A 13176-nucleotide genomic window follows, 5' to 3' on the forward strand; every position below is an offset into this window, starting at 1 on the left:
ATTATTTGACACGGGCGGCTCCAGGCAGCAGGGCCGCGCTGTAGGCGAGCGGCAGGCTGCCGGTCGAACGCGCGCCCACGGCGGCGGCCGTAGCCGTAGCCGTCAGCCCCGACATGGCGCCTCGCGCCCAAGTGTCGGCCGGCAGCAGGTTCACCGCGGTGCCTGCCGCCGAATCCGCTGAATCCGCCGAACCCGGCGGACTCGCATGGCTCGCGGCAGCCGCCGAGGCCACCGCCGTGGCAGTCGTGGCAGTCGTGGCGGTTGCGGCGGTCATGGCGGCCATGGCGGTCCTGACCGGCGTGTTCGCCGCGGCGGCGGACTGCGAGGGCGAGAACATGAAGCGCGCCCAGTCGGAGCTCAGGTTCCAGTCACGGTTGTTGACGGCGTCGATCTGGAACGGCTTGGGCATGAGCGCGTTGTCGAGCCGCATGCGCACGGATGCCTGGTACTGCGTGCCCGGCTTGACCACGCCCTTGTCGATGACGCGCCAGCCGCTCACGTTGCGCACGAGCGCCAGCGCTTCGCGCAGCGAACCGAAGCCCAATTGCAGGCCGCCGTTGCTGCTGTTGCCGTTATTGCTGGAGACACGATACTGGCGCGTGAGCGGCTGGAACCACAACCGCACGCTCTGCGACGTGGAGACAACCTTCTCGTCGAACCAATACCAGCGCGAGCGGGTAAGTTCGAAGTCGGTGGTGAAATAGAGCGAGATGCCGCGGTTGACGGCGTCTTCGAGGCTGCTGTTGAGCTCGAACGCGAAGCGCGCGTCCAGCGACCAGCCGCCGTCGGCGGGTTCGAGCCGGGCTTCGCGCACCTGAATTTCGTTGTCGGCGCGCGCGGAGCCTGCAAAGCCGAGCGCAAGTGCGCCCAGCAGCAGCGGCAGCAGACAAGCCAGTAGCCGTTGGGAGAAAGTCACCGTTTCTGGAAGCGAGCGTAATAGAAGCCGTCGTGGGCGCCGCCAGGGGTCATCAGCAATTGCCCGGGAGCGTCCAATCGTACCGCATCTGTGCGAACACGTTCAAACCATTGCGCTTGCGCTTCATTTTCCGCGGGGAAGACGGAACACGTGGCATAGACCAGTTCGCCGCCCACGGCGAGCGTGTCCCACAGCGCCAGCAGAATGCGGCGCTGCTCCTGCACGAGCGCGTCGATGTCGGCCGCCCGGCGCAGCCAGCGAATGTCCGGATGACGCCGCACGATGCCCGCCGCCGAACATGGCACGTCGGCCAGAATACGGTCGAACGGCACGCCGTCCCACCCGCCGCCGGACCACTTCGACGGGTTGCCCGCGTCGCCGATGCGCACGTCGGCGCTCAATCCGAGCCGCTCGAGGTTTTCGTAGATGCGCGGCACACGCGTGCGATCCGACTCGAGCGCCGTGACGTGCACGTCGGCCATCTCGAGCAGGTGACCGGTCTTGCCGCCCGGCGCGGCGCAGGCGTCCAGCACGCGCATGCCCGCACGCGGGTTCTCGCCGAGCACGAGGGGCGCGGCGAGCTGTGCGCCGGCGTCCTGCACGGACACCCAACCCTCGGCGAACCCCGGCAGGCGTTCCACCGGCACGGCATGCGCAAGCCGCAGCGCTACCGGGCCGATGACCTCCGCCGCCATGCCGGCGACCTCCAGGCACGCCTTCATGGCCGCCACGCTGATGCGGCGGGTATTCACGCGCAGCGTCATCGGTCCACGGCTCTCGCCTGCGGCGAGCAACGTCTCCCATCGGTCCGGATACGCCTCGCGCACCGTGTCGATCCACCATGTCGGGTAATTCCAGCGCGCCTGCGGCTGCCGGGCGATCTCGGCCATGAGCGCCTCGCGCTCGCGCAAAAAGCGCCGCAGCACGGCGTTGGCCAGCCCCTTCGCCGCCACGGTGCGGCGCTGGGCGGCAATGGCCTCGACGGCCTGATCGACGACGGTAAATTCGGTGTACGCAGCATCTTTGGCGTCGTCCTGCAGCAGCGCGAGCGCGCACAACAGGATGTCGCGCACGCGGGCCTGCAGCGCCGGCTTGACGAGCAGGGCAAGCAATGCGCGGCTGCTGCCCAGGCGCCGCACGGCGCGATAGGCCAGATCCTGCACGGCGGCGCGCACGGCGGGCGGGCACTGCGCGGTGGCTTGCGCCAGCGCCTGCGGCAACGCGGTGCCCTTCTGGACGGCTTCGAGGGCTTGCGCGGCGCGCTGCAGCGCATAGGCCAGGGATTCGGAGGGCAGGCTCGGTTGCGGCATGGCTTTCTACAAACAAACATGCCCGCGCGACGGCGGGCATGGGGGCTATCGGACGGCTGTCGGGCGACAGGATAGCAGACTGTCGCGCGTCGGCCCGGCGAGGCGCCGTCCGGTTTTCGAGCGCCGCCTCAGGCGAGGCAAGTCCTCACTTCGACGGCGCCGTTACCCGGGACGGCCGCGGCGAGCGCCGCGTCAGACCGGATACTGGCCGGTGCGCGCCATCTCCATCAGTCGTGCGATACGCTCTTCGGTCGCGGGGTGCGTCGAGAACAGGTTCGCGATCGTGCCGCCCGAGAGCGGGTTCATGATCATCATCTGCGCGGTGGCCGGGTGCTGCTCGGCGGCCTCGAACGGAATGCCCTGCGCGTAGCGGTGAATCTTGTCGAGCGCCATCGCGAGCGCCTGCGGGTCGCCGGAGATCTCCGCGCCGCCCCGGTCGGCTTCGAACTCGCGCGCCCGCGAAATCGCCATCTGGATGAGCGACGCGGCCAGCGGCGCGAGAATCGCCACGGCAATGCTCGCGATCGGGTTCGCCGGACGGCCGTTCTCGTCGCGTCCGCCGAAGAACATCGCGAAGTTCGCGAGCGCGGAAATCGCGCCGGCCATCGTGGCGGAAATCGTCGAGATGAGAATGTCGCGATGCTTGACGTGCGCGAGCTCATGCGCCATCACACCGCGCAACTCGCGGTCCGACAGCACGCGCAGGATGCCGGTCGTGGCCGCCACGGCGGCATTTTCGGGATTGCGCCCCGTGGCGAACGCGTTGGGTGCGTCCTCGTTGATGAGGTACACCTTGGGCATCGGCAACCCGGCCCGCTGCGAAAGCTCGCGCACCATGTTGTAGAACTGCGGCGCGCTCGTCTCGTCGACCTGCTGCGCGTTGTACATGCGCAGCACCATCTTGTCCGAGAACCAGTACGAAAAGAAATTCATCGCGAGCGCGAACGCCAGCGCGAGCATCATGCCCTGCCGGCCGCCGATCATGCCGCCGACCACCATGAACAACGCGGTGATGGCCGCCATCAGCAGGGTGGTCTTCATCCAATTGAACATGGTGTTCTCCTCTGCAAATCCTGATGACTCGAGGAATGCACGCACAGCGCGTGTCCTCGGGCGTTAGATGGCGGCGGCCGACGAAAATTCAACGGCGATCCCGCCCATTTCGATGTTTTTCGGACGTTTCCATCCGGTTGCCGTCGATTTCACCGACGTTTTGCGCGGTTTGCGCACCATTTTGTGGCGCGAAATCGGCATGGCGCGCGGCGATCATCGGTCCCGTGCGCCGGCGGACGCGAACACATCGCCCGGTGCGAGCGTGAAGCCGGCGAGAAATTCCCGCACCGCGAGCCGTTTGCCGCCGGGCTTCTGGCATTGCGTCACGCGCAGCGCGCCGTCGCCGCACGCGATGACGATTGCGTCAGCGCTCACTTCCAGCACGGTGCCCGGCGCGGCCCCCGGCTTGCCGGCCACGGGACTTGCGCGCCATAGCTTCACCGGCGTGTCGTGCACCGTACCCAGCGCCCCGGGAAACGGATCGAAGGCGCGCACCTGGCGCGAGAGCGTCGCGGCAGACCGGGTCCAGTCGAGCACCGCTTCGTGCTTGGCGATTTTCTCGGCATACGTCACGCCGACGTCGGGCTGGGGTTCGGCGCTCAGCCGGCCGTCGCGCGCGAGCTGCCGCAGGGCGTCGACGATCAGCTTGCCGCCAAGCGTCGCCATACGATCGTGCAAGGTGGCCGTGGTGTCGTCCTCGGCAATCGGCATCGCTTCGCGCAGGATCATCGCGCCGGTGTCGAGCCCCGCGTCCATCTGCATGATCGTGATGCCGGTCTCGGCGTCGCCGGCCTCGATGGCGCGGTGAATGGGCGCAGCCCCGCGCCATCGAGGCAGCAGCGAGCCGTGGATGTTCAGGCACCCGTGGCGCGGCAAGTCGAGCACTTCCTGCGGCAGGATCAGGCCGTAGGCGGCCACCACCATCACGTCAGGCGCGAGCGCGCGCAACTGCTCGATGGCCGCCACGGCCGCCTCGGGATACTTGCCGCCGCGACGCAGCGATGGCGGCTGCGCGACCGGCATCCCGTGAGCCTGCGCATAGCGTTTGACTGGGCTGGCCTGCAGTTTCATGCCCCGCCCTGCGGGACGATCGGGTTGAGTAAGCACCAACTCAACGGAAAAACCTGCGGCGTCGATGGCGGCGAGCGCGGTCTGCGCGAACTCCGGCGTGCCGGCGAAAACGATGCGAAGCGTCATGAACTTCCTCCTGCTAACGCTGTGACTGGACGGGACGGGCCCGGGCTTGCCGCGTCCCGGCTCAGCGCCCGGCGCCCGGTGCGACGAACGCGCGGAAGCGCTCGTTGGTGTCGCCCGCGCGCCCGCCCTGCCAGATCTCGCGCCAGCCGTGCGGCGCGTCGACGCGCGCGCCGGCCTTGTCCAGCACGAGCAGCGCGCCGCAGCGCGAAGCCTGCGCGAGATCGGGCAGCTGTACCGGACGCAAATCGATGAAATAGTCGAGCATGGCGCGCTCCGACTCGCCCACATTGAACGAGCCCACGCAGGCGCCGGCCGCAAGCGGCGCGTTGCGCGCGAGCGCCGCATGCAGCGCCGCGAACGGCGTGCGATAGCTGCGCGCCTCGTTCACCCAGGGCAGCAGCAGCGTCGAGAGCGTGCCCCACACGAACAGCAGCCCGGCGAAACCGAACACCAGCGCGCCCAGCTGCCGGCGCCAGACGATGGCCGTTCCCCACAGCGCCGCAATGCCCACCGCCGCGAGCACAAGGCCCGGCGAGAATGGCAGGACGTAGTCGAGCGGCAGCCATTTGCCGATCGGCCCGGCCGCCACGTGACCGTTACCGCTCAGTTGCAGCCCCCAGCGCACCCACAGGAACAGACCGAGCACGCTCATGAGCACGAGCGCGACGCCGGACCACGCCTTCTCCAGCCACGCCGGCAGGCGCACGCCCGCGCCGAGCACCGCGATCGCGGGAAACAGCGAGAGCATGTAGATGTCGCGAATGGCCGACGACACGACGAGCGTGAGCACGAACAGCACCACGTACAGCCACAGCATGGCGAGCTCGGGACGCGCGCTCGCGAAGCGTCGCACGCCGCCGTCGCGCAGTTGCGCGATCAGCGCGCCGAGCGCGAGCCATCCGGCCGGGAACGTCAGTCCGACGAGGCTCGTGAGGTCGTTCCAGTACGACTTGCGCTCGCCGCCCAGATGAACGAAGCCGAAGAAGCGGCCGAAGTTGTTGTCCCAGAACCATTCGACGAAAAGCGGCTCGGAAGCATGCCAGAACAGCACCGGCCACACGATGAGCCACGGCAGTGCGGCGAGCACCGCCCACGCGAGCGCGGCGCCATAGCGGCGCGTGCGGTAGGCGGGCACGGCGAGCACGGCCAGCGCCGTGAGACCGAGCACGCCGGGCACGAGCAGCCCCTTGCTGAGGAACGCAATGCCCGCGCCCGTACCGAAGAGCCACCCCCACAGCCGTGCGGAATTCTCCGCGCGCGCCAGACGCGCGAGCGCGGCGAGAGCCAGCGCGGCGCCGGCCAGTTGCGGCACGTCGGCCGTGAGCTTGTGAATGTTTTCGATGGCGCCGAAGCTGCCGACCATGAGCATCGGCGCGAGCCATTGGAAGGTCTCGGTATCGTGCCCGTTCTGCGAGCCGTACTGCGAACCATACAGGCGTTGCGCGAGACGCCCCACGCACAGCGCCGCCACCACGAGCCAGGCGAGCACGGCGAGCTGCGCGCCGTCGAAGACCGGCAGCACGCCCGCGGTGAGCCGCGCGAAGATCGCCCCCGTCCAGTACATGACAGGCGGCTTCTCGACGAACGGGTCGGCCGCCACATGCGGCACGATCAGGTCGTGGCCGCGGAAGAAGTTGAGCACCATGCCGACGGAATACGGTTCGTCGGCTTTCCAGGGGTCGCGGTCGAACAGCCCCGCCAGCAGGAAGGCGAACAGCAGTGCGGCACTCAGCCAATAGATCGTGCGGGTGCGGGACGACGACGAGGAAATGGCGATGGACATCTCGGCAAACGGTCGGGAATTGGCCCGACGGCAGACGTTCGAGACGCCCCGTCGCAGCGGCAGAAAGCGGACGCAAGGTCCGCGAGCGCTGCAAGTATAGAGGGTTTTACCGGACGCGCCCACGCGGCGCGCCCCCGGCATCAGGCGCGCACGGCCTGCTTTTTCATCTTCTGCTTGATGCGGTTGCGCTTGAGCGGCGAGAGATATTCCACGAACACGCGGCCCTTGAGGTGATCCATCTCGTGCTGGATGCACACGGCGAGCAGGCCGTCGGCTTCCAGTTCGAACTCCTCGCCCTTTTCGTTGAGCGCACGCACGCGCACGCGATCGGCGCGCTCGACTTCGTCATAGACGCCGGGCACCGAGAGGCAGCCCTCTTCGTAGACTTTCTGCTCGTCGCTGCGCCAGACGATCTTCGGGTTGATGAAGACGCGCAGTTCGTCGCGCGTCTCCGAGAGGTCCATCACGATGACCTGCTCGTGCACGTCGACCTGCGTGGCGGCAAGACCGATGCCGGGCGCGTCGTACATGGTCTCCGCCATGTCCTTGACGAGCTGGCGGATCCGGTCGTCGACCTCGGCCACGGGCTTGGCGACCTTGTGCAGACGCGGATCGGGATATTGAAGAATTGTCAGTAATGCCATGATGAAAACGGGAATTCGCCGCATTGCCTCGCGTGGGCCGCGATTACACAATCGTGGAATGGCTGCTGCGTCGCGATATCCGCGCCGCCGGTTCTGCCAGCCCTGGCCCCCCGGTCAATGCTTACCGGATAATGAAAAATTTTAACATAGCGCCCCGGCTCCCGCTGGCGCGCGGCACGGGCGCTCCCGCCTCGCCGGCCTTGCCCGGCGGGGATCCCGGCGGCGCGCCCACCGAGACGCAGAGCGGGCCGAACGTCGATGCGCACGCGCGCGCCGCGCCCGACACGCCACACATCGGGGCAAGCCGCGCGGAAATCAAGAACTGGCTTCGGCTTTGCCACACGCCCGGCATCTCGGCCGCCGCGGTACGTCGCCTGCTGACGGTCTTCGGCCCCCCGGAAGCCATCTTCGGGACATCCGCCGCGCGGCTTGGCAGCATTCTCCCGGCGCCACTGGTGGCGCGGCTGCTTGCACCGGCGTCGGCGCAGCTCGACGGGCAGATCGCCCGCACGCTCGAGTGGGCGAGCCAGCCCGGCTGTGCGGTGGTCACGTTCTGCGAGTCCGCCTACCCTCACGCGCTGCTGGCGATGGGCGACGCGCCGCCCATTCTCTATTGCCGCGGCGACGCTTGCCTGCCCAACCGCGCCCTCGCGACGGCGGTGGCCATCGTCGGCAGCCGCCGGGCCACGCCGCAAGGGCGGGAGAACGCCCGGCATTTCGCCCGCGCGCTGGGCGACGCCGGCGTGACCGTGGTCTCCGGCCTGGCCGCCGGCATCGACGCGGCGGCCCACGAAGGCGCCGCGCAGACCGCGGGCGGCACATGCGCGGTCGTCGGCACCGGCGCCGACATCGTCTATCCGGCCCGGCACGGCGAGCTGGCGGCACGCATCGCCGAGCGCGGCCTCGTCATCTCCGCTTTCCCGATCGGCACGCCGCCCCGGCCCGAACATTTTCCACAACGCAACCGCCTGATTGCAGCGCTCGCCCGCTGCACCGTGGTGGTCGAGGCGGCCACGCAATCCGGCTCGCTCATCACCGCGCGGCTGGCCGGCGAACTGGGGCGCGACGTTCTGGCCGTGCCCGGCTCCATTCACGCGCCGCAAAGCCGGGGGTGCCACGCGCTGATTCGCGACGGCGCCATACTCGCCACCTCGCCCGACGACATTCTCGAGGCCCTGGGCGTCGAACCGCCGTCGACCGGTGCGGCAGGCGTAGTGAGCGAAGCGCGGGCGGGCGCGCTCCGGCCCGCGCGGCGCAGCAACCGGCGTGACGCCCACGACCTCGGGCGTACCGCCGCCCCCGTGGCCCCCGTGGCCCCCGCCAACCTCGCCCCGCCCGCCGGGAACGCATCGAGCCCGCCGGGGGTCCATGCCAGCATGATGTCGCCGGCGGCCTCGGCGGTTCTCGAAGCGCTGGGTTATGATCCGGTCAGCGCCGACGCTCTGTGCGAGCGCACCGGCTTGCCGGTGGCCCAGGTGCTCGCGCAACTCGGGCGGCTCGAACTCGGCGGACAGGTCGTTCGCGTACCGGGCGGCCGGTTTGCCCGGCTCGACGGGCGGCAGGCCTGAGCGCGCGAAGGGAGTCGCGACGCGGGGGGCTGCTGCCGGCCACCGCCGGCCCGACCGTCGGCGAGCGATGCGATCGGTGATCGATGATCGGCGACCGAGGCCAGCAACGGCGCCGCAACGCACCGCCAGCCCAACGCCCAGCGCCCGACACCGGACGCCGGACACCCAACGCCGCACGAAACGACACCACAGACACCATGCCCGTTCTTGATCCCGTCGCCGACCGATCCGCGCTGGCCGCCGTGCTGGCCGATGGCACTACGCGCCTCGTGGCCTGCCTGTGTGCGGCGTGGTGCGGCACGTGCCGCGAATACCGGGAGACGCTGGAACAGTTGGCTGCGAAACATCCCGAACTGTGTTTCGTCTGGGTGGACATCGAGACGCACGCCGACTGGCTCGACGATCACGACATCGAGAACTTTCCGACCATTCTGGTGCAGGACGCCGATCAGCACGCCCGACACGCCCGGTTCTTCGGGCCGGTGCTGCCGGCCAGCGGGGTGCTGGAGCGCATGCTCGACGCCCGCGTGCTGGGCGACGCCACCGTCGCCGCTCCCGCACTGCGCGAGCATCTGCTCGGCTGAGCGCGGCCGCGCCGGGCCGCCTTCGCGCGTGGCGAGCCCGCGCGCGCAACGTCTGCTCGGACGGGTGCCTCCGGGCGGCGCACGGCCTTGCCGCCGGCTTGCGGCGCGCTTATGATGTGCCGCTTTCGGGCACGCCTTGTGCCCGATCCGACGGCAACGCCGGATTGGCTATATGTTATAAAGCCAACGAATGTCGCCTGGCGACACCCCCCTCAACATTACCTAACGTCATGTCAAAAGCTCTGATCATTGCCGAGAAACCGTCTGTCGCGAACGACATCGCGCGGGCGTTGGGCGGCTTTACCAAGCATGACGAGTACTTCGAGAGCGACGATTACGTCGTCTCGTCGGCGGTTGGCCACCTCGTCGAAATCGGCGCGCCGGAAGACTACGAAGTCAAACGCGGCAAGTGGAGCTTCGCCAACCTTCCCGTAATTCCCCCCCACTTCGACCTCAAGCCGATCGCCAAGAGTGAGTCGCGCCTGAAGGTGCTCACCAAGCTCATCAAGCGCAAGGACATCGACTTGCTGATCAACGCCTGTGACGCGGGGCGCGAAGGGGAACTGATTTTCCGCCTGATCGCACAACACGCGAAGGCGAAGCAGCCGATCAAGCGCCTGTGGCTGCAGTCGATGACGCCGCAGTCGATCCGCGACGGCTTCAAGCGCCTGCGCAGCGACGACGACATGCTGCCGCTCGCCGACGCCGCGCGCAGCCGCGCCGAAGCCGACTGGCTCGTCGGCATCAACGGCACGCGCGCCATGACTGCCTTCAACAGCAAGGGCGGCGGCTTTTTCCTCACCACGGTCGGCCGCGTGCAGACGCCGACACTCTCGATCGTGGTCGAGCGCGAAGAGAAGATTCGCAAGTTCGTCTCGCGCGACTACTGGGAAGTGAAGGCCGAATTCGTCGCCTCGGCGGGCTTCTACGAAGGCCGCTGGTTCGACCCGAACTTCAAGCGCAACGAATTTGACCCGGAGCAGCGCGACTCGCGTCTGTGGAGCCTGGCGGCAGCCGAATCGGTCGTGGCAGCCGTGCGCGGCAAGCACGGCACGGTCACCGAAGAATCGAAGCCGTCAACGCAACTCTCGCCGCTGCTGTTCGACCTGACGAGCCTGCAGCGCGAAGCGAACAGCCGCTTCGGCTTCTCCGCGAAGAACACGCTGGGTCTGGCGCAGGCGCTGTACGAAAAGCACAAGGTGCTCACGTACCCGCGTACCGACGCGCGCGCGCTTCCGGAAGACTATCTGGCCACCGTCAAGGAGACGATGGCCGTGCTCAAGGAGAGCAACAACTATCACCAGTTCGCCAACCAGGTCCTGAGCAAGGACTGGGTCAAGCCGAACAAGCGGATCTTCGACAACAGCAAGATCAGCGATCACTTCGCCATCATCCCGACGCTGCAGGCGCCGAAGAATCTCTCCGAGCCGGAACAGAAGCTGTACGACCTCGTCGTCAAGCGCTTCCTCGCCGTGTTCTTCCCGGCGGCCGAGTATCAGGTGACGACCCGCATCACGGAAGTGGTGGGGCACCACTTCAAGACCGAGGGCAAGGTTCTCGTGAACGCCGGCTGGCTCGCCGTCTATGGCAGGGAGAGTGCCGGCGACAGCAAGGAAGGCAAGGACGACCAGCCGACGCTCGTGCCGGTCGCCAAGGACGAGAAAGTCGGCGTGGACAAGGTCGAAGCCGTGGGCCTGCAGACCAAACCGCCCGCACGCTACAGCGAAGCGACGCTGCTCTCGGCCATGGAAGGCGCGGGCAAGCTCGTCGAAGACGGCGAGTTGCGCGAGGCCATGGCGGGCAAGGGGCTCGGCACGCCGGCCACGCGCGCGGCCATCATCGAAGGCCTGCTCACCGAGAAATACCTCGTGCGCGAAGGGCGCGAACTGCATCCGACGGCCAAGGCGTTCCAGCTCATGACGCTGCTGCGCGGGCTGGGTGTGGACGAACTCACGCTGCCCGAACTCACGGGCGAGTGGGAAGCGAAGCTCTCGCAGATCGAGCGCGGCGGCCTCAAGCGCGACGAATTCATGCACGAGATCGCGCAGATGACGCAGACCATCGTCAAGCGCGCGAAGGAATACGATTCGGACACGATCCCGGGCGACTACGCCACTCTCGCCACGCCATGCCCGCATTGCGGCGGTGTGGTCAAGGAAAACTACCGCCGGTTCGCCTGTACGAACTGCAGCTTCTCGATCTCGAAGATTCCGGGCGGACGCCAGTTCGAAATCCCGGAAGTCGAGGAATTGCTGAAGAACAAGACGATCGGGCCGCTCTCGGGCTTTCGCAGCAAGATGGGCCGTCCGTTCTCGGCGATCCTCAAGCTCTCGCCCGACGACGAGATGGGCTACAAGCTCGAGTTCGACTTCGGCCAGGACAGCGGCGACGAAGACGGCGAAGCGCCGGACTTCACGGGGCAGGAGCCGGTCGGCAAGTGTCCGAAGTGCGGCGGCCGCGTGTTCGAGCACGGCATGCGTTACGTGTGCGAGAACGCCGTGGCCAACCCGAAGACATGCGACTTCACTTCGGGCAAGGTGATCCTGCAGCAGGAAATTTCGCGCGAGCAGATTCACAAATTGCTTACCGAAGGGAAGACCGACCTGCTGACGAACTTCAAGTCATCGCGCACGGGCCGCACGTTCAAGGCCTATCTGGCCAAGCAGAAGGACGGCACCATCGGCTTCGAGTTCGAGGCAAAGGCGCCGAAGAAGACCGCCGCGAAGGCAGCCGATGGCGACGGTGACGAGAAGGCCACGCCGGCGCGCAAGACGGCGCCGGCGAAGAGCGCTGCCACGAAGGCGCCCGCCAAGAAGGCGGCAGCACGCAAGACGACGGCGAAGTCCAAGACGACGAGCAGCAAGCCGGCACCGTCCGGCGACGCCTCGTTCGACGACGACGACGCGCCGTTCTGAGCGCGCTTGACCGTATGAGCCCGCCCCGTCGCGCGGGGCAATGAAAAACGGCCACTCCCTTATGGGCAGTGGCCGTTTTGTTGTCCGGTTGCAAGGTCGGACGCTCGCCGGACGCGACGGGTCCGGGCCGCGCCTCACCCTTGGCGCGGCCTCACACCGGGATTTCCGTATTGGGGGTCGTCGGCGACGGCAGCTTGGGCGGCACCCAGCGCTCGGCGGCGGAAATCCCTTCGTTCTGGCGGAAATATTCGACGGTCAGATCGATGAAACCGCGCGTTTTCGCCGATAGATACTTGCGGCTCGGGTAGACGAGCGAGACGTCGACCGGCGTTTGCGTGAAGTTGCGCAGCAGCGCAACGAGATCGCCGTCGCGCACGTCGTTGCCCACGAGGTACGACGGCAAAAACGCAATCCCGTGCCCGAGCAGCACCGACTGACGCAGCAGCGCGGTGTTGTTGCAGATGAACTTGTTCTGGACCCGCACGCGCACTTCGCCGTCCGGACCCGAGAATACGCGCTCGTCGCTCCAGAAATCGTTCGGCAGGCCAAGCACGCCATGCTCACCCAGCTCTTGCGGCGTGACGGGCTCGCCATGCTCGGCGATATAGGCCGGCGAAGCGCACAACATCACGCGCGTCTCGGCGAGCACGCGCGAAATCAGGCTTTCGCTGTTGATCATGCGCGTGAGGAGAATGCCGCAGTCGTAGCCCTCTTCCACCAGATCGATCGCGCGATCGGTCAGCGTGAGGTCGACCACCACCTTCGGGTGCATCTCCTGGTATTTCTTGACGAGCGGCGCGAGGTTGCGCAAACCGAACGACACCGGCGCCACCACCTTGAGCGTGCCCTTCGGGTCGCGCGAGGCGCTGGAGATCAGCGCGTCGGCCTCGTCCACTTCATCGATGATCTGACGGCAGCGCTCGAGATACACCTGCCCCGCGCCGGTGAGCGAGAGGCTGCGCGTGGTGCGGTTGAGCAGACGAACACCGAGGTGCGATTCCAGTTCCGCGACGTGCCGCGTGACCACAGCGGCCGACAGATCCATCTGGGCAGCGGTACGGGCAAAGCTCCCGTTATCGGCCACCTTGACGAAAACGCGCATCGATTGCAGACGGTCCATGTTGTTTCCAATCGTGATGTGCCGCGTCGTTCCGGCAAAGACCAGCTGGGGCGGGCCGGGGATTCCCCGGTTCTGCGGGTTCCCGC

Annotated in this window: 10 protein-coding genes and 1 pseudogene; 3 read left to right on the plus strand and 8 right to left on the minus strand. The window is 67.7% G+C overall.

Going from position 1 to position 13176, the window contains the following annotated elements:
* Window positions 1-313: 313 nt before the first annotated feature.
* The 7 genes and pseudogenes from CDN36_RS08640 to def all read right to left on the minus strand — a co-directional run.
* Window positions 314-916 (minus strand): annotated as a pseudogene (locus tag CDN36_RS08640) (DUF4390 domain-containing protein); the annotation flags it as partial.
* Complete coding sequence (rsmB, locus tag CDN36_RS08645) at window positions 913-2226, minus strand: 16S rRNA (cytosine(967)-C(5))-methyltransferase RsmB (protein ID WP_287496498.1); 1314 nt, start codon at window positions 2224-2226, stop codon at window positions 913-915. The pseudogene CDN36_RS08640 and the gene rsmB, both read right to left, overlap by 4 nt.
* A 192-nt stretch (window positions 2227-2418) precedes the next feature.
* Window positions 2419-3279 (minus strand): zinc metalloprotease HtpX, encoded by an 861-nt coding sequence (htpX, locus tag CDN36_RS08650; protein ID WP_150555369.1) that lies wholly within the window; start codon window positions 3277-3279, stop codon window positions 2419-2421.
* Between the two features lie 63 nt (window positions 3280-3342).
* Window positions 3343-3480 (minus strand): hypothetical protein, encoded by a 138-nt coding sequence (locus tag CDN36_RS08655; protein ID WP_287496499.1) that lies wholly within the window; start codon window positions 3478-3480, stop codon window positions 3343-3345.
* A 12-nt stretch (window positions 3481-3492) separates the two neighbouring features.
* On the minus strand, window positions 3493-4476 hold the full coding sequence (fmt, locus tag CDN36_RS08660; RefSeq protein ID WP_287496500.1) for a methionyl-tRNA formyltransferase: 984 nt from the start codon (window positions 4474-4476) through the stop codon (window positions 3493-3495).
* A gap of 61 nt (window positions 4477-4537) precedes the next feature.
* Complete coding sequence (locus CDN36_RS08665; RefSeq protein WP_287496501.1) at window positions 4538-6259, minus strand: ArnT family glycosyltransferase; 1722 nt, start codon at window positions 6257-6259, stop codon at window positions 4538-4540.
* A gap of 140 nt (window positions 6260-6399) precedes the next feature.
* Window positions 6400-6903, minus strand: a complete 504-nt coding sequence (gene def / locus CDN36_RS08670) for a peptide deformylase (protein WP_150555372.1) — start codon at window positions 6901-6903, stop codon at window positions 6400-6402.
* Window positions 6904-6956: 53 nt separating this feature from the next.
* Between def and dprA the strand changes: the two genes are divergently transcribed.
* The 3 genes from dprA (at window position 6957) to CDN36_RS08685 (ending at window position 11970) form a co-directional block, all read left to right on the plus strand.
* Window positions 6957-8471: a DNA-processing protein DprA gene (gene dprA, locus CDN36_RS08675; protein ID WP_287496502.1), complete on the plus strand. Its 1515-nt coding sequence runs from the start codon at window positions 6957-6959 to the stop codon at window positions 8469-8471.
* Between the two features lie 83 nt (window positions 8472-8554).
* Window positions 8555-9055, plus strand: a complete 501-nt coding sequence (locus tag CDN36_RS08680; RefSeq protein ID WP_502920349.1) for a thioredoxin family protein — start codon at window positions 8555-8557, stop codon at window positions 9053-9055.
* Between the two features lie 230 nt (window positions 9056-9285).
* Window positions 9286-11970 carry a DNA topoisomerase III gene (locus CDN36_RS08685; RefSeq protein ID WP_206111484.1) on the plus strand — a complete coding sequence of 895 codons (2685 nt, stop codon included), beginning with the start codon at window positions 9286-9288 and terminating at the stop codon, window positions 11968-11970.
* A 151-nt stretch (window positions 11971-12121) separates the two neighbouring features.
* Here the strand turns inward: CDN36_RS08685 and CDN36_RS08690 are convergent, their stop codons facing one another.
* The gene (locus tag CDN36_RS08690) at window positions 12122-13090 is read right to left on the minus strand and encodes a LysR family transcriptional regulator (RefSeq protein ID WP_150555375.1); all 969 of its coding nucleotides are present in this window, start codon (window positions 13088-13090) and stop codon (window positions 12122-12124) included.
* Window positions 13091-13176 lie beyond the last annotated feature (86 nt).

The organism is Pandoraea sp. CB10b_02 (genome assembly GCF_002216225.1).
GTDB classification, from domain to species: Bacteria; Pseudomonadota; Gammaproteobacteria; order Burkholderiales; family Burkholderiaceae; genus Pandoraea; species Pandoraea nosoerga.